The sequence below is a fragment of the Rhodococcus sp. JVH1 genome, from assembly GCF_000280725.2.
Lineage (GTDB): Bacteria > Actinomycetota > Actinomycetes > Mycobacteriales > Mycobacteriaceae > Rhodococcus_F > Rhodococcus_F jostii_A.
Window position 1 is genome coordinate 7,292,950 of the sequence record NZ_CP166289.1, and the last position, 17,565, is coordinate 7,310,514.

11 protein-coding genes, 3 pseudogenes and 1 other annotated feature are annotated in these 17,565 nt (G+C 65.6%); of the genes and pseudogenes, 5 read left to right on the forward strand and 9 right to left on the reverse strand.

What is annotated here, in order from left to right; genetic code table 11:
- The first annotated feature begins 483 nt into the window (after positions 1–483).
- A complete protein-coding gene (locus tag JVH1_RS34210; protein ID WP_272943921.1) occupies positions 484–609 on the forward strand; it encodes a hypothetical protein in 126 nt (41 codons plus the stop codon).
- Complete coding sequence (locus JVH1_RS34215) at positions 606–1,355, forward strand: MBL fold metallo-hydrolase (protein ID WP_043777882.1); 750 nt, start codon at positions 606–608, stop codon at positions 1,353–1,355. The genes JVH1_RS34210 and JVH1_RS34215 overlap by 4 nt, the downstream gene beginning before the upstream one ends.
- Positions 1,356–1,787: 432 nt before the next feature.
- Here the strand turns inward: JVH1_RS34215 and JVH1_RS34220 are convergent, their stop codons facing one another.
- The 4 genes from JVH1_RS34220 to JVH1_RS34235 form a co-directional block, all read right to left on the reverse strand.
- Positions 1,788–5,051, reverse strand: coding sequence for a protein kinase (locus JVH1_RS34220; protein ID WP_009473374.1), 3,264 nt, complete (start codon positions 5,049–5,051; stop codon positions 1,788–1,790).
- A 167-nt stretch (positions 5,052–5,218) separates the two neighbouring features.
- A complete protein-coding gene (locus JVH1_RS34225; RefSeq protein WP_043777880.1) occupies positions 5,219–6,046 on the reverse strand; it encodes an alpha/beta fold hydrolase in 828 nt (275 codons plus the stop codon).
- A 474-nt stretch (positions 6,047–6,520) separates the two neighbouring features.
- Entirely contained in the window at positions 6,521–8,227 is a 1,707-nt protein-coding gene (locus JVH1_RS34230; protein ID WP_043777877.1) for an alpha/beta hydrolase, read from the reverse strand.
- Positions 8,228–8,763: 536 nt separating this feature from the next.
- Positions 8,764–9,237 carry a nitroreductase/quinone reductase family protein gene (locus JVH1_RS34235; protein ID WP_009473370.1) on the reverse strand — a complete coding sequence of 158 codons (474 nt, stop codon included), beginning with the start codon at positions 9,235–9,237 and terminating at the stop codon, positions 8,764–8,766.
- Between the two features lie 792 nt (positions 9,238–10,029).
- Here JVH1_RS34235 and JVH1_RS34240 point away from each other — a divergent pair.
- Positions 10,030–11,421, forward strand: coding sequence for a DUF2252 domain-containing protein (locus tag JVH1_RS34240; protein WP_051033649.1), 1,392 nt, complete (start codon positions 10,030–10,032; stop codon positions 11,419–11,421).
- A gap of 307 nt (positions 11,422–11,728) precedes the next feature.
- On the opposite strand, the gene JVH1_RS34245 is transcribed toward JVH1_RS34240, so the two are convergent.
- From JVH1_RS34245 to JVH1_RS34255, 3 genes and pseudogenes are all read right to left on the reverse strand, one after another.
- Complete coding sequence (locus JVH1_RS34245) at positions 11,729–12,097, reverse strand: carotenoid oxygenase family protein (protein WP_083849709.1); 369 nt, start codon at positions 12,095–12,097, stop codon at positions 11,729–11,731.
- A gap of 6 nt (positions 12,098–12,103) precedes the next feature.
- Positions 12,104–12,526: pseudogene (locus JVH1_RS34250) on the reverse strand (carotenoid oxygenase family protein); the annotation flags it as partial.
- Positions 12,527–13,244: 718 nt separating this feature from the next.
- Complete coding sequence (locus JVH1_RS34255) at positions 13,245–13,736, reverse strand: SRPBCC family protein (protein ID WP_009473362.1); 492 nt, start codon at positions 13,734–13,736, stop codon at positions 13,245–13,247.
- 136 nt (positions 13,737–13,872) lie between these two features.
- Between JVH1_RS34255 and JVH1_RS34260 the strand changes: the two are divergent.
- Positions 13,873–15,035, forward strand: a pseudogene (locus JVH1_RS34260) (IS3 family transposase).
- Positions 14,036–14,165 (forward strand) — a sequence feature (AL1L pseudoknot). (Overlaps the previous pseudogene by 130 nt.)
- Before the next feature lie 27 nt (positions 15,036–15,062).
- Here the strand turns inward: JVH1_RS34260 and JVH1_RS34265 are convergent.
- Both JVH1_RS34265 and JVH1_RS34270 read right to left on the reverse strand, forming a co-directional pair.
- On the reverse strand, positions 15,063–15,248 hold the full coding sequence (locus JVH1_RS34265) for a hypothetical protein (protein WP_009473359.1): 186 nt from the start codon (positions 15,246–15,248) through the stop codon (positions 15,063–15,065).
- Between the two features lie 101 nt (positions 15,249–15,349).
- Entirely contained in the window at positions 15,350–15,790 is a 441-nt protein-coding gene (locus JVH1_RS34270; RefSeq protein ID WP_043777887.1) for a VOC family protein, read from the reverse strand.
- Between the two features lie 1,519 nt (positions 15,791–17,309).
- Here JVH1_RS34270 and JVH1_RS34275 point away from each other — a divergent pair.
- Positions 17,310–17,483, forward strand: a pseudogene (locus tag JVH1_RS34275) (hypothetical protein); the annotation flags it as partial.
- Between the last annotated feature and the right edge of the window lie 82 nt (positions 17,484–17,565).

Consider the following 17,565-nt stretch of genomic DNA (forward strand, 5'->3'; position numbering starts at 1 on the left):
CCGCTGACAACGAACCCTGAACCGTTTGAAGACCGCGAGTACTCATGGGGGGATCGGTGCCACGCGCCGGTGTCGTCGAGTCGCTGAAGGCGCCCGTCGAAGACCCGCTGTCGGCCGATGTGGCGCTTGTCGGTGGCGCTCGTCTCGCCGTCTGTCTGGCGAGGGTGGTGACGAAGAACGTGCAGGATTCGCCGATCGATTCGAAGTGGCAATCCAACTCGACGGGCCGGGCGTCTGGCGGGAAGTACGAACTGGACCCACACGGCAAGACCAGGGCGGCGCCGCGGGGTGTCTCACATGCCGGGGAGCCGGCAGCACCACCCACCACGCGGCGTACCGACCCTGACCGTGTGAACACAAGAACAGCGCAGATGGCCCACCCACACCGCCTCGCCGACCAGGTGATCGACCGGATCAACAAGAAAACCGATGTTTACCACGTACGCACGTTGCCCGTTGGACAATGCAAAATGGAGGAGATACATGAGGGTCGTGTCAGAGGGCCAGACGCTCGTCGACAACAACGCGCTGGGCTACAGCCAGGTGAGCGCGCAGGTCACAGTGAACACGCGAAACGCCTGCGGCAGGCTGGCAGTGGTCACGCGATGAAGCCCGCCGAAATCGCCGAGGGCGTGTTCTTCGTGCACTCCGAGATGGTCAACTGGGTGCTGCTCATCGAAGGTGACGCGGTGACTGTGATCGACACCGGATACCCGGGGCAGCGTGGCGAGGTGGAGGAATCGATCCGAGCTATCGGACGGGATCCTCACGGCATCGAGGCCGTGCTCATCACGCACGCGCATGTCGACCACATCGGGAGCGCACAATATCTCGCCGAGACTTACGGGGCGCCTGTACTGGTACACCCTGCCGAGGCAGCTCATGCCCGGCGTGAATGCCATGAGGTCGCGACCCCCTGGGACGTGCTCAGCAACATCGGGCGCCCCGGAGTCCTGTCCTGGGCAATGAAACTGGTGCGTCTGGGTGGCACCGCCAAGTACGGCATCGACTCCCCGACCCCGATGCCCGTACTTGGTGCGCTGACCTGCCCGGGTGCCCCCGTTCCGGTTCTCGTGCCCGGGCATACCTCCGGGCACACGGTTTATCACCTTCCCGATCACGGTGTGGTGATCTCCGGGGACGCCTTGATCACCGGGCATCCGACCTCACCCATCTCCGGTCCCCAGCTACTGCCGCAGTGGCTCAACCACTACTACGGCACGGCCGCCGTGTCACTGGACATCATCGGAGAGCTCGGCGCCGACATACTTCTGCCCGGCCACGGGCCGATCCATCGCGGTTCCCTCGCCGAAGCGGCCGCGACCGCGCGTGGGCGTGCCGGCTTCACCCTGTGAGATCGGGCCCTCGCGTGGGCCTGCGCCCCGTCCTGGCAGCCTGCCGGGGTGAAGCCGGCGGCCTCGTGCAGGTATCGGACGGATCTGTTCGGCGGCCGCCGTGGTGCGTACGCGTCGGCAGCACAGTCCCAGAACAGCAGCGGCTGAGCTTCCAATTCCGCGGCGAACTCGGCCGCGTCACGTCCCTGCTGCAGCACTGGTTGCTCGGCGAGGAGGAGTACCGGATCCATCGCCCCTCTGCCCCAAGCGCGATCTGCCTCGGTCGGAACGGCGGTGCGCATTCCTCGAGGCGTGTCGGCAGGGTGCGGCTCGGGCGGAGGCCTCCAGCGCGGAAGCAGACCGCTCCGGTAGCCGGCCCGGTTGGAGGCGGCTGTCGTAGTACGGGCACAAGGACGCGGGGTGAGCGACCTCGCTCAGCCCGCGCCGATGCCGCTACTGACGTTTCCGCTCCACGACCCAGGCCGCGACCTGTGTGCGGGAGGCGAAACTCAGTTTGGCCAGGATGTGCTCCACGTGGCCTTGCGCGGTGCGTGGTGAGATCACCAGGCGGTCGGCGATGGCCTGGTTGGTCAGGCCTTCGGCGATCAGGTCGGCGACTTGGTGTTCCCTCTTGGTCAGTCGCACCGACGAATCTGTGTCGGGCGTGGAGGTGCTGGCCGGCTGCTCATGGAGAGCGTAGGCGATCGCTGCATCGAAGCCGAGACTTCGGCCCTTGCTGTGGGCCGACGCAAAAACTTTGTCTCCGAGTTCCTTCCGGGACTCCTGGTCGCAGTCCTGATGATAAACAAGCAAATTGGTATGTATGACCACAGCGCTGCCCACCGATTGCGCCAGCCCGTCCGCGGCTCCCATCAGCGTTGCGGCCCGTAGTGCGTCGCCCTGTTGGCGGGTGATCCAGGCCAGTGCCTCGAGGCAGGCTGTCGCGACGCGGGGGGTGTGCACGTGCCGGGTCAGCTCGAGCGATTGTTCGAGGAGCCGGACCGCACGATCGGTATCGCCCTGTCGCCACACGTCGATGCCCATGGCCCACAGAGAGTGCGCCCGGTACATTTTCTCGCCGTATCGCTCCGTTATCGCGAGGGCACGTTCGTGGCATTCGATCGCCCGGTCTGTCCGGCCGGACAGACCGTAGGCCGTTCCCAACGGGTACAGGAGGCTGGTTTCGAGTGTGCGATCTTTCCGTGCACTGAACTCGGCGAGAGCGGATTCGAGGTGAGAGCATGCTCGCGCGAGATCACCGCTGTATAGCGCCAGCATGCCGTCGGCGCAGTCGCTGTACGCCCGCAGCACAGGGTCGCTCGTGTGCGCGGTGAGAGTCCGCGCCGCCTCGACGAGCGCCGCCCCGGCCTCGAGGTCTCCCTGGCTATTGGCCATCACGCTGTCATAGCAGAGCGCCGTAACCCGTTCGAGGGTCGTTGCACCGCTGCGGCGGTCGAGGAGGTGGTCGAGCCACCGCCGGCCCGCGTTGTAGAGGCCTTGGGAACTCCAGAACCAGTACAGTGCGGCGGCGGTGCGCAGGCCGGCGGCGGGATCGTCGTCGATGCTGAACTCGAGGGCCTCCCGCAGATTCGGCTGTTCCCGCTTCAGTCGGGCGATCCAGTCGAGCTGGCGGGCGCTGATCCAGTCGGCCTCCGCATCGAGCACCAGCGTCTCATACCAGTCCCGGTGCCGGCGGCGCAACGCCACAGCCTCACCGGTCTGCTCGATTTTCTCGTAGCCGTACTCGCGGAGGGTCTCGAGCATCCGGAAACGCACCGCCGACCCGGATTCCTCCCGGATCAGGATCGACTTCTCCACCAAGGAGGTCAGCGTGTCGAGCAACTCGTCCGGTGCCAGGCCCGCGCCGCACACCTGCTCCGCGGCATCGAGTTCGAAACTTCCCGCGAACACCGCCACCCGCCCCCACACGAGTTGTTCATCGGCGGTGCACAACTCGAAGCTCCAGTCGATACACAACCGCAGGGTTTGCTGCCGCGTCGGCGCACCCCGGCTGCCGCGGGTCAGCAGCGTGTAGCGGTCGGTCAGCCGCCCCAGGATCTGCTGGGGCGACATCGCCCGCAGCCGCGCCGCCGCCAGTTCGATCGGCAGCGGCAACCCGTCGAGGCGGTGACAGATCCCCGCCACCTCCGCCGCATTGTCGTCGGTGAGCGCGAACCCCGGAACGGCAGCATTGGCGCGTTCGGTAAACAACGTCACCGCATCGTATTTGGGTAACCCGCGCAGGGAGAGCTTCCGTTCGGGATCGGGGACGGCCAGCGGGGGGACCCGCAGCACTGCTTCCCCGCCGATGCCGAGGGGCTCACGGCTAGTGGCGAGGGTCCGCAACCGCGGACACGTCCGAAGCAGGGTTTCGGTCAGTTCCGCCACGGCGTCTACCAGGTGCTCGCAATTGTCGAGAACCAACAGCACCTCGCGCGGGGCGAGGAACTCGATCAGGACATCCCGCAGGGGCCTCGTCGAATGGTCCCGGACTCCCAGTGCGCCGGCGAGGGCGTCGACCAACGACGACGCGTCGTGCAGCTCACCCAACTCCACCAGCCGCACACCGTTGGCGTAGTCGCGCTGCACAGCCGACGAAATCCGCATCGCCAGCCGCGTCTTGCCCACACCTCCGATCCCGGTCAACGTCACCAGCCGCGACCCGGCCAGGAGGTTCTTCGCCTCGGTGAGCTCGTGCCGGCGGCCGACGAAACTCGTCAGTTCCAGGGGAAGGGCTCCGGTAGTGCTCCGAGGGGCGGGTTCTGTGGGGTGCCGAACGCCTGACGCTAGCGCTCGGTCACCGACCTCGGCGCCCGGTTCGGCGCGCAGGGCCATCTCGTCGACCGGGAAGCCGTGGGCGCGTTGCAGGGCTCGCAGCTCCTCTCCGAAGTCGGCGGCGGTAGCCGGGCGCTGGTCGGGCTCGCGGGACATCGCGTGGGCGATCGCCGCGGACACGTCGTCGGGGATGCCGTGCTCGCGCAGGTCGGGGACCGGTTGCGTGGTGATCCGCAGGAATTGCGCTACGACCTGCTCACCGCTGCGGCGTTCGAATGCGGCGTGGCCGGTCAGGGTACTGAACAGGGTGGCGCCGAGGCCGTAGACGTCGGCGGCCGGGCTCGGTGGTTCACCGCCGAGCACCTCTGGAGCGGTGTACGCCGGGGAGCCGGTGACGGCGCCGGTGGCGGTCTCGAAGCCGCCGCTGATGTGAGCGATGCCGAAATCGGTCAGTTCTGGTTCGCCGTAATCGGTGAGCAGGATGTTCGCGGGTTTGATGTCGCGATGCAGGATGCCGAGCCGGTGTGCAGTCTCCACCGCTCCGGCCATTCTCACCCCTAGGCGTAGTGCCTCCTCCACCGGCACCGGACCGTGGCGGCGGATCCGCACGTCCAGGGAATCCTGCGGGTGGTACGGCATCACGATGTAGGGAAGTTCGCTGTCGGTGGCACCGACCTGCAGAATGTTGACGATGTTCGGGTGCCCGGTCAGCCGCCCCATCGCCCGCTGTTCCCGGAAGAATCGTGCCCGGTTCTCGTCGTCGAGTTCGACGGTGAGGACCTTCACCGCTACCGTGCGCTCCAGGTCTTCCTGGGTGCAGCGGTAGACGACGCCGAAACCGCCGCGGCCGATCTCTTGGGCATCGTCGAAGCCGGTGCCTGCCAACTCCGCCGCCGGGGAGGGCGGGTACCTCTGAGTGTCGAGCGGATCACCTGCACCCATCGGACGGTCTACTCACTCCGTCGGCTCATGGGGCTGCGGGCTGGTCCCGACGGCACGACCAGCGGAAATACAACCGTGGACTCACCTCTCGATGGCGTCCTCTCAAGGATATCGCCGACACCCCGGGCACACGGAATCGCTGCAGCCCTCCGAGGGCCGGCCTCACATCAGGCCGACGGTGCTCTCCGTAGGAAGTCCTCGATGACGGGGCCGAGCGTGGCGGCGTTGGTGAGGAGGTCGACGTGGCCGCCGGGGTGTGTGACGAGGGTGGCGTTCGGCATCAGCCGGTACATGATGTGCGCGTTGATGATCGGGATGATCGGGTCGTCGGTGCCCGCGACGATGAGGGTGGGTTGGCGGATTGCCGGGAGGGCGAACAGGCTCGACCACACCGCCCCGGCGAGCAGCTGGTGCAGGTAGCCGCGGCGGGATCCGGCGGCGAGTTGATGGCTGACGAGCTGGGTGACGGTGGCGTTACCGAAGTCGACGCTGCCGCCATAGATCGTCGCGGCGATGGAGGCCAAGTAGTTGCGGTCGACGAACCGGCGCGGGGTGAGCATCTTCGCGAGGACAGCGGGCCGGGCGGGCACCATCAGGGCGCCGGTTGCGGTTGCGGCCAGGACCAGGCGGCGACACCGGCGCGGGTTCTGGAACGCGAACTGCTGGGCGAGGGCCCCGCCCCATGAGTACCCCAGCATGTCGACCCGGCCGTAGCCGAGCGTGTCGAGCATTCGTCCGGTTACCCACGCAAGGTACGGGATCCCATAGGGCACAGGAGAAGTCGGTGACGCCCCGGTGCCTGGGGCGTCGAACCGGATCACGGTGCGGTGTGCGCCGAGATGTGCGACCAGCGGGTCGAGTACCTCGAGGCTGGCGCCGATCCCGTTGCACAGCACCAGCGGCACGCCGGTGCCGCGCCGGATGTGTACACGCAGGTGCTGGCCACCGGCGCGCACCATCCGGGACTCGCCCGCCCGGTCCGGAGGGCGGTTCATCTGTAGACGATCACTGGTTTCGGCGACTCAGACGGGTGATGTTGCTTTCTCGGACTCGAAGGTGACGCCGAACACGGCCTCGAGCCCGGCCTCGAATCGCTGCGCGGAAAGGATCCGGCCGGTGCAGCGGACCTTCGTTCCCACTCGGTCGGGTGTGGGGAAGCGAACCCTGTTGAGTCCGTAATCGATGGTCTCCGGTGCACTGTCGATGGTGAGCAGGTCGCCAAGGCCCGTGGGAGGAGTGAGAGGGTGAGATAGCCGGAGGCGACGGCATTCTTGAATTCGGCCGCGGTGCGCGGTGGAGGGTGAGGGAGCCGCCGGTAGTCGCCGGTGGCGTCGGCGAACAGGTTCACCCGCTCGTAGGTGATCTGGTACCAGTCGGTGGTGCCGAGCTGCTCGCCGACGAGATCAAGGAGCTCGGCCGGGCGCGTCAGGTGTGTGGTCATGGTGGTCCTTCGCCGGCGAGGTGGTGGGTCATTGTTCGCGGACGTAGGAGCCGGGCGCGGGCATCAGGGGTGGGAGATCCACGGCGCCGAGCATGGCTGGTGCGTCCTTGTCGGGTCCGCTGCGCTTGCTCAGCCAGTCCGCAAAGTCGGGCCACCAGGAGTCTTGCTGCTGCTGGGAGGTCTCGAGCCACTCGGCGGGGTGCTCGGTGCTCGGTGAAGCCATCCGGTAGGACGCGCGAGGATTGCCGGGCGGGTTGACCATCGCGGCGATGTGTCCACTGGTGGAGAGGACGAACCGGCTACTCTCGCTGCCGAGTAGGCGGGCGCTGCGGTAGCACGCCTGCCAGGGGCTGATGTGGTCGGCGATGCCGGCGATCACATACGAGTCCACGATGACCTTGGACAGGTCGACGGGGGTGCCGAGCATACTCACCGCGCCCGGGGTGGTCAGCGCGTTGCTCAGGCCGATCTGCACCATGTCCTTGTGGAGGGTGGCCGTCATGCGGGTGGTGTCGGCGTTCCAGAACAGTACGTCGAACGGCGGCGGCGTGCGGCCCTGGATGTAGTTGTTCACCCAGTATCGCCACACCAGGTCGGTGGGGCGCAACCAGGCGAACACCTCGGCCAGAGACCGGCCGTCGAGGTATCCGCGCGCGGCCGAGACCTGGATGGCGGCCTGGGCGGTTGTCGGGTCGAGAGCGGCGGCCGCGAATCCGGCCCGGCTCTGGTCGAGGACGGTGACCGCCAGCGTGAGGCCGGCGAGGCGGTCGCCCTGACCGATGTGGGTCAGATGTGCGGCGGTCATCGCGGCCAGCATCCCGCCCGAGCAGCTCCCGTGCAGGTGCGTGCGCGTACTGCCGGTGATATTTTCGACCGCGTCCAAGGCGTCGACGATGGCCTGCCCGTAGGTGTCCAATCCCCAGGTGCGGTGGCGGGCCTTCGGGTTGCGCCAGGAGATGTTGAACACCTGCTGACCCTGGCCGAGGAAGTACTCGACCATGCTGCGGCCCGGTGAGATGTCGGTGATGTAGAACTTGTTGATCACCGGGGGCACTATCAGCAGCGGCACCTCGCGCACCGTCGGGGTCTGCGGAGCGTACTGGATGATCTCCATTATCCGGTTCTGAAAGATCACGGACCCGGGTGTCGCGGCGACGGTGCCGCCGACAATGAATGCGTCGGGGTCCACCATAGTTGGCACCCGTGGTGTGGTGGCCAGGTCGCGGACCAGATTGCTCATCCCGCGCACGACGCTGGTGCCGCCGGTGTCGATCACCGCCTTGTAGCCGAGCGGGTTGAGCAGCGGGTTGTTACTTGGCGCGGCGGCTTCGACGGCGTTGTCGAGGACGAACTGCAGGCGCTCTCGATCTCTCCACTCGAGGTCGGCGTCGATGAGCAGTTTGCCCGCGGTCTCGGCAACGGCGAGGTGGGTCTGCATGATGCGGCGCAGCAACGGGTTTCCAGACCAGGCCGGGTCGGCGAACCGTTGGTCCGCGCGTGCTGGGCTCCGGGTAGAGGTGCCGCGCGTGATGTCCGCCAGTTCCACCGCCAGCCCGCGGCCACGGCCGAGAAGAAAGTGCGGTGCTCCGGCCAGGCTGGCGCCCAGGCGCAACCAGGAACGGTTGGGCAGCATCCGGCGGGCGATCCCGAACACCGAGTCGGTCAGCAGCAGGTCCAGCGGTGCGGCGAGCTCCTCGGCCTCGGCCTCGGTGGCGGCGACGATGGTGTCGATCATGGTAGGTCCCCTTGTTGTTCGGTCAGACGGTGTGCGGACGAGACATGGGTGGACAGTGATGCGGACGGTGTGGATCCGGCGTGCGACTAATGTCATCGACATCCGCCCGGTGTGGCGTTGGTGGACGTCTTGGCGACGCTCCAGCGGCGGAGAGTGATGCGCTGTCGACCGCCGTTCCGAATGCTCCCTCGGAGCGGTCGACGAGGATGAGAGGGGGAGTCCGGCGCCAGTCGGACCTTGATCGATTTGCTGGTCGGGGACGTGGAGTGTGTCGCGGAGTTCGGGTGGTGCTTGGAAGCTGGTCGCCGGCGGTGAGGTCTCGTTGGTGTGCGGGCGGCGGATCATCCAGCGCCCAGGCGTCGCCGGGCGAGATTGGTGATGGCGACCTTGTCTTATGGCAGCGCTTACACCCCGAATACGGCGAACGTTCGGTTACCTGTTTGCATATTCGTCATCATTTGGGACACAGAAAGATACATATGCTGCGGCATGGTGTGGTCATTTGCTGTTGCAGCGCAACGTAACTGGGCTGGCACTCAAGTCCCCGCATTCATCGGCTCGAAGACGATCACGTGGCGCACCCCATTTCGCTTCATGTGGTTGTCATGCTCGGGCCACATCCCGCGCCGCCTCGGCATGTTGCGCGCGACCTCATCCTCTGTAGCGGGTCGCGACAGATAGTTTGCAGCGGTGCCACCGATTTCGATACGTGCCTGGTCGGCGAGCAGGTTCTTCGGCCAACTGGAGGCCGCTTCTAGCCTGAAGTTCTCGCAAGCGGCGACGAGATTCTTGCCATCGCGAACATAGTGCAGCGGAACCGTTCGATCTTTGCTTCTTCTGCCTGTCGTCAGCAGCAGCAGGGTCGTGAGCTGCGGTCCGCTCAGGGAGGGCCGGCCTCGGCTCCCGCGGATCAGTGCCCGGTCTCCCCGTGAGCCGACGTAGTTCATGAACAGGGAGAACCAGCGGTAGTGACCGACCCGACGCATCACGCCGATATACAGCTCACTCATGGTCGGACCTACGCGCGATCGCGTCTGGGTGTCGTCAGTTGAGGCCATATACCAAAGCTCCCGCCGTACGTATTTAAAGTTTGCTAGACAGATATACGGATAACATGGACTGTACTGCGACGCGCACGGCGCTGCAACACTCTGTCCGAATTGATCGACAGGGCTTACAACTAGCGCGGCGTGGATGGTGGATCGCTTACGGTTCGAACTCGAGCGGTGGGGTTCGGTGGTCGAGGCTTTCGTTCTTCTCCGTGGCTGTTGGTGGACGATGTCGGCGGAGCGATCGAGCCGATCCGTCGGTATCTGGTCGAGGTCTCGGCTCTCGGCTCTCGGCAATCGGCCGGGTAGCGTGCGCAGTTACGCCTTCGATATACGTCGGTGCTGGCGATGGCTTCGGATAGTCGGCGTGCCGTGGCAGCGTGCGACATCGGCCGCGATTCGCGACTACGCGCTGTGGCTCGGTGTGGCGACCAAGCCAGGCGCGTCCGCGCGCACGGTGTCGTCGACGACAGCGGGAACAGTCAATTCAGTCACTCGCAAGGCTTACCTGAACGACCGCTACCAACCGCGGACGGTCCGTCACGCGTTGGCGGTACCAAGGGAGTTCTACGGGTGTTGGGCCGATCTCGGCGAGGGACCCGTCGATATGCTGCACGCATCCTTACTGCTCACAGCGAAGAGACGGTGATCGAGTTGTCTGATGCGCAACGTGGCCAACCCCGACAAGCTGCACGCCGTGGTGGTCGGCCCGATCCTCCACGTCGGCGCGCAGCAACCGCGGACGCGCACATCGTGTTGCCGACCATCGACGGGCAGTCGTTCGCGTCGTTGCGCCGCCGGGCCACGCCGAGGGCGGAGCGGTACGCGCTCGGCAAACGCCTGCGTAAGCAGGCACCGCGGTCCACGCTCGGCGAGTGGCGCGCACCGGACGATCGCCCCGATGTGGTGGATCAAATCGGTGTGTCGCACCAAGGTCGGGTGGAATCGCTCATACCGGTCAGGGTGGGGCGGATGGCGGCCTCGCCGTACGGTTTTCTGCGCGGCACCGCGATCGTGATGGCCCAGGACCTCGCCGGGCTGCCGGCGACCGGAATCCAGCCGGTGATCTGCGGGGACGCGCATCTGGGCAACTTCGGGTTCTACGCCTCGCCGGAGCGCGACCTGGTGCTGGATCTTAACGACTTCGACGAGGCGCATCCCGGCGGCTGGGAATGGGACCTGCGCCGCCTGACTGCGAGCATCTGGGTGGCGGGCCGGCAGAACTCGGCGACCGAGGGGCAGTGCGAGAGTGCAGTGCAGTCCTGCGTCGCCACCTATCGCGAGCATGTGCGCTGGCTCGCGGAACAACCATTGCTGGCGCGCTCGTTCGAGCGACTCGACCTCGACCGGCTGCAGACGACGGCGTCGGACGAGTCGCTGCGCCACGAGATCACCCGCGCCGCGGAGCGGGCTCGGCGCCGGGTCAGCGACCGGGCGCTGCCCCGATTCACCGAGCAGGACGAAACCGGCCGGCGCATCGTGGAGGAGCCGCCGCTGATCACCCGGGTGTCCGAGGCGGAGGCCGAGCAAATCGCCGCCGGGCTCGACGAATACCTCACCACGCTGCCCAGCCACTGGGCACGACTGCTCAGTGGCTACACCGTCGTCGACGTCGCGCACAAAGTGGTCGGCGTGGGCAGCGTCGGATTACGTGCCTACGTCGTGCTGTGCGAAGGGAGCAGTGTCGACGACGTGGTGTTCCTGCAGCTCAAGCAGGCACGTCGATCCGTCGTAGCACGCTTCGTTCACGGCGAGTCCGCCTGGCACGACCACCAGGGCCGGCGCGTGGTCGAGTATCAGCAGGCCCTGCAGACCGTCAGCGATCCGTTACTCGGCTGGACCACGGTGGAGGGCCGGCAGTACTACGTGCGGCAGTTCCGGAACATGAAGGGCGCGGTCCCGATCGACCACCTCAGCGCCGCAGCGCTGACCGACTACGCCGGCATCTGCGGGCGCCTGCTCGCGAAGGGCCACGCGCGGACCAGTGGTGCGTCGATGATCGGCGGCTACGTCGGAAAGTCGGACACGCTCGACGTCGCACTGAGCCGGTTCGCGCACGCGTACGCGGATCAGACCGAACGCGACCACGCGACGTTGGTCGACGCGGTGAAGCGGGGGAAGTTGCCGTGTGAGCCGCCGACGTGAATCGGTGTGTATTTGTCGTCCGGCTTCGCGGCGGCCACACTCTGGGTCTTCGCCGGTTTCGGCCTAGTGTGTGGACTCGTAGGTGCTGCCGTCTTGTGGTGGTACGCCTCCCAGCCGTTCACGATCTACACGGCCAGCTACCAGCCGAACGAGTTCCATTCGATACGGATCGACAAGGTCTCGGTTGACCGATACATGATTGGACTGGTCGTTGGTGGCCCTCTTTTCGGAGCCGCAATCGGGGCGCTCGTTTCCACGACGGGTTGGAATCTCATACGGAGAGAACGCACGCGCGATTCTGGCTAAATCATGAGGCCGTCACTCGACTGGTGAAGCTGCCGTGGAATCCGGGGAAGAAGTGCTGGTCCAACCTGGCGACGGCGATGGGTGCGCGGGAGGGGTCGCGGGCGTCGAGAACCACCAAGGCGGAGCGGTGCTCGGCAGCGAGATAGACGACGGTCAGCAGCCAGCCGTCGTCCTCGGCTGCGGTGGCCGAGCGGGGCACGAAGATCGGCTCGCCGACCGCGTCGCCCGGTTCGAATACGTGCTCCAGATGTCGCCCCGTGTCGGTGTCGATCTTGACGACACGGTTCGAGGCATCGGGGCGTGAATCAAGTGTGCCGTGATAGCCGTACCGGTAGGTTCGCGAGGTGCACCGCCAATCATGTTGCGGCAGTTCGGTTCACTGGCCGCTGAAGTCCTCGACAGTGACTTTGCTGCCTTTGCTGACGCGAAGCCGTGACGCGTAGCCGCCGATCACGGCAGGAGTGCGGAAGTCGCGCGCGGGATCGAAGAAGTCGTGATAGTCGTCGTACCGGACAAGGTCGACCACAACATCGCCACGATCCTCGAACGCATTGTTGATGTGGACGTACATCAGCGGCGGGCGTTCGATTTCGCGTCGCTTACCACCGCCGCGGGGGACAAGGATGATCTTGGTGCCGACCTCGGGCCGGTAGCTCGTTGCTGCTTCGGCTGTGCTCAGACCGAGCATCGCCTTGACCGGGTCGAGGATGATCGGCGCAAGTACGAACACGTAGTAGTGCTCGGTGAGGGCGAAGTCATGCTGGATGTGCGCGTGATCGAGCGGAACGGTCGCATCTTTGTGTAGCTGTCCAACTGACGATGGCTAGAACGGACCAGATCACCGCAGAACGGCGCTCAGCCTGTCAGTTTCAGAAGACGACTGCACGCGTCCAGATGGACGCACGTCGTCGAGGGAGAGTGAGGCCCGTGTTCATTCACTGCGTTGAATTCCTGCGGCAACGCGGCGGTCAAGGCGCTCCTGCGGCCGGACCACCCCCGAGTGTTTCGTGGGTCCACGGGCAGCAAACTCTCGTTCCGGGTGCTGGCAGTGGCCCACTCTCCTGTGGTGAGGATCCAAGCGAACACGCGCCGACCAAGACGGACGCCATTTCGAGTGCAGGCAGAGGCGACCGGGCTGGCCTAGGGCTGCGCCGGGCATCGGTGCTGGTGTCCATCCCATCCCGGCCGGCCGGTCCCCGTAGCAGGGCTTGGGTGCGGCTCACGTGGAGTGAGGGTGTGAATCCGGAGGCACTCGCAATTCAGGGGCAATACCCGCGCTGACCTGCATTGGGGCACAACTGAATTCGATTCCGGGTAGCTGTGGGGCGCGTAAGGGGCGCGGGTGCTCGTACACAAGCCGATACTCAGCGGGGGCCGTTCACGCTCGGCTTCGTTACACAGGCTCCGACATCCATCCTTGCCGCTCCACCCCGCCCCGAGCACGTTCCCGACAGTGGTCGGCCCGCCGTCACGTCCGGCTTCTCCCCACTCTTCGGGAGACGAGCGCTGATCGTAGATCAGTCCTTCGCTTCGCGGACGTCCTTTCCCTGCTCGGCGAACGCCTTGAAGTCCTGCATGTGCTGTTGCGACTGCTTGCGGAAGGCGCTGGGCATCAGGAGCCCCACCAGCCGCATCAGCAAGCCGCTGAACCGGTATTCGCTCTCGCTCACCCAGAGCGTCATCTCCGGACCGACTTCGGTCAGCCGGTCGCGCACGGCGCTCCACATGCCCTCGCCGACGATCTCGCGGTCGAAGTGAACGACGCTCCCTTTCGGGATCCCGCGCAGGTCTTCCGGTTCCCGACGCGTGATGGTCTCGGTGCACTCGATCTCCTGCTTCCCCATCTGCATCACGACCCGCGATGTGGTACCGACCTGTCCGTGCACCCCACTCAGCGGCTCGTGCAGCACCAGACCCCGCAGCCACTTCGGCAGGTGTGCCGAGTCGGCGAGCAGCTGTGCCACTGTCTCCCGCGGCAGGGCGATCTCGATCGAGACGGTGTTCTTCATGGCGGAGCGCTCCTGGGTCCTGAGCAAAGAGGCCCACGCCAGCAGCCTCGCTTCATATTATGAGGTCACGGCGTGTTCAACGATTGAATCGCCCCGGGTCTGTCGGAGGCTCTCCAACCTGTGAAGGATGGAGAGCATGGCAGCACTACGGAAGTACAGCGTTGAGCTGAAGGATCGAGCAACGAGGATGGCGGTCGAGGCCCGCCAGGATCCGGCGACGCGGCCGGGAGCGATCAAGCGGATCGCCGATCAGCTCGGTGTGCACCCCGAGGCGTTACGGACTTGGGTCAAGCCGGCCTCGCCTTTCTTTGCGGCGGACATCGACCGCCCACAGCGCTGATCGTGGAGTTCGTCGCTGCTCACCGCGACGAGCACGGAGTCGATCCGATCTGCGCGGTCTTGCGCGGTACGGCCGCCCAGATCGCTCCGTCCACAGTCCGAGCTCACCTGAGTCCCCAGCGAACCGAATCGGCACGTGCCGTACGTGACCGCGAGGTTCTGTCCGAGATCCGGAGAGTTCATGCCGACAGTCTCGGGGTGTATGGGGCCCGCAAAGTGCACGCCAGTCTGAAACGAGAGGGGACGTCGGTGGCCCGGTGCACCGTGGAACGATTGATGAAAGCCGATGGGCTACAGGGAATACCACGATCGAAAGGGCGGAAGATCACGCACAGTGACGGAGCCGAGACTCCGCGGCCGGCGGATCGGGTCCAGCGTCAGTTCGTCGCCGACGCGCCCAACACGTTGTGGGTGGCGGACCTGACCTACATTCGCACGCATTCGGGGTGGGTGGACGCCGCGTTCATCCTCGACGCGTTCTCCCGGATGATCGTCGGTTGGCAGGTCTCGACGTCGATGCGGACCGACCTGGCCCTCTTGGATATTGGGTTGTGGGCGCGCCGACGGGTCGGCCAGGACGTCGCCGGATTGATTCACCATAGCGACCGCGGCGTGCAGTATCGAGCGGTGCGATACACCGAGCGCCTCGACGAGTGTGACGCAGTGTCTTCTTTTGGTTCCAAGGGAGATTCGTATGACAACGCGATGGCGGAGGCGTTCAACTCGTTGTTCAAGGTCGAGTGCATTCGCAATCCCGTGATGCGCCCGCACGGGGGCTGGCGAGGCGTTGGAGACGTCGAGTGGGCGGTCGCCGAGCACATCGACTGGTTCAATCACCGCCGCTTGCACGGCGAGATCGACCACGTTCCACCCGCAGAGTACGAGACCGCCTACTGGTCGAATCACACGGCGGCCGACTACCGTGAGACACCGGTCCTCGCTGAGGCCGGAACCAGATAACCGAGCCTCCGTAGAAGCCGGGGCGATTCAGATCGCGATCACACCTTCGGCGTGTAACGACACCATGCGATGTTTGTGTTCAAGTTCAACCGCCTCGGCTCCGTCCTGATGTCGGTCCGAGCTCCATCGAAGCTGAACCAGGCTAAAGGGCTTGGCGGTCGCGGCCAGGGCTTGAACCTGGTCGTCAGTCACGTCCGAGCTCATCTCGTTCACATCCCTTTCCTTGGCGTTCGATCTCGATCAAACCCACGACCCGCTCCTGATTTCGCCCGTACGGTCCTCGAATAGACACACGCGGGCAACGCTCACGCGCGTCAGCCGATCTGCTCGAACAGGGACACTATGATCCCTTCGGGCCCACGTACGTAGGCCATCCGCACGCTGTTTTCGTACTCACCGATGCCGCCGATGAGCCCGTACCCGTCCGCAGCCACCGCATCGACGGCCGCCTGGAGGTCGCCGACCTCGAAGGACACGTTGCGCAGCCCAAGCTCGTTGGCCATCGCCGTGGGCGATCCGGGCACGTGGTCGGGCGTGACGAAGGTCGCGAGCTCCAGCCGCGATCCTCCGTCGGGCGGCCGCAGCATCGCGATCTCACAATGCGCGCCGGGGATGCCGCAGACGGTCTCCACGAACTCGCCCTCGACGGATCCGGTGCCCTCCACCTCGAGGCCCAGTCCGACGAAGAACGCCGTTGCCGAGTCGAGGTCCGCGACGGTGATGCCGAGGTGGTCGAAACGTTGTACGTGTGCCATGGGGTCCATCCTCCAATTGTTGTCTTGTGTTGTCTTGCCGATTCGATGCTGGGACGGAGCCGGTGCCGGGATCTCGACATGTTCTTGCCGCAAGCCTGCGATCAACCCAGGGTTTCGGAAGATCGTGCGGGACGACATCCTCAGCGTGCGGTCCTGACACGTAATCGACCGGTCCACAGGCCCGATCCCGCCAGTGCCGTGCGTGCCGCTGGCCGTGCCGCCGGAGCAGAAGAGTGAGTCCCGATAGTGGATCCGTCACCGGCAACGCGGGTTCACCTGTGGGCATCTTGTGAACAAGTGGCTCGTAATCTCGGCACATTGCCATGGACCCGATCTTCTGGCCGACCTCCCAAGCCCGGATGTGTGATCCCTGTGCTGGTCCCTCGCCGAGCGTGGTCTTCAGATCTGCGATCTCTTTGAGAGTGATCCCGGAGATGAATCGGTGTCCGCTCACCGACGCACAACTCGGGACAGGTAGCGGGGCGGTGACGTTGACCGATCGACAGCCGATTGAGAGGGTGAAAAATGGCCTCGAAAGAATCGCGACGACCCCCGTTGCATCCGCTGGAGACCCCCCATCATGGAACCTGAAACTCTGTGGTGAGGAGGACAACGCTGCTGGGTGCACCTCCCACTTCGGGGCGCATGTCACGCCGTGGGGCGTGACATGCGCTGCTACGAGGAGCTGAGCTACCTCGGCGAGATGAGCGGGCTTGTAGTCGACGAGCCCAAAGTCCATGGCGGCTGGTCAATTGGGCTCGAGACCGGACAAGGAGGAAGCCATGGTTTCGGAACCCTGGTCGACGTCGATCTCACCACCATCACCGCAAGAATTGCCGAATCGGCGCAGGACTGGTTTATGGGGTGTGAACAGGGATTCCGCGGCATCTCACCCGACCGTCCGCCGATGGGTGCGGCACTTAGTGTTGTCGCGCCTCCTCGCGAACACACCTGGCTGAGTGGGGGAACGCACCTGGTCGACCGACGGGTACTGAATCGTGGGTTCGGAGTCCTGGGTGCCTCGGTTAGTTCCGACACGAATACGGGGATCGCCGGTTTGTGGCTGCTACTGATCGCGAGCGTGGTGTGCCGGTCGAGGAGGGCCGCACCGCAAGTTGCGGCCCGACGATGTCGTCGCGCTGTCCGAATGAACAACCTCTCGCAGCCACGCCGCGGGTAGACTGATTAGTCGAGTTGCTGCGCTGACAGTGGTCGGCCGTCGGAGCAGATTGTTGGTATCGGCGGCAAAGTATGGACCGAGTTCGTACCCCTCCACAGGGGAGGGCGGGTCATCGATGACGGACCGCGACAGGCCCGCGCCGCTGCATGGTGTCAGCCCGAAGATCAAAGCGGAACTCGAATCCGAGGGATTCAGGGAGGTCGACGAGATCGGCCATGGCGGCTTCGGTGTGTCTATCGGTGCCGGGAACCTTCGCTCGAGCGGACCGTGGCGGTCAAGGTGCTGAGTTCGGGTCATGATAGTGAGGGCTATGCCCGTTTCCTGCGGGAGTAGCGCGCGATGGGTCAGTTGTCAGGGCATCCGAATATAGTCAATGTGCTGCGCATCGGCACAACCTCGACGGGGCGCCCGTTCATTGTGATGCAGCATCATCAACGGGGCTCTCTGGACGCGGCTGTGCGTCGGCAGGGTCCGATGGCCTGGGGCAAGGTGGTCCGGATCGGCGTAAAGTTGGCGGGGGCGTTGGAGACTGCGCACCGTGCGGCCATCCTGCACCGGGACGTCAAGCCGGGCCCAGTCGCCGCACCCGCGGTGC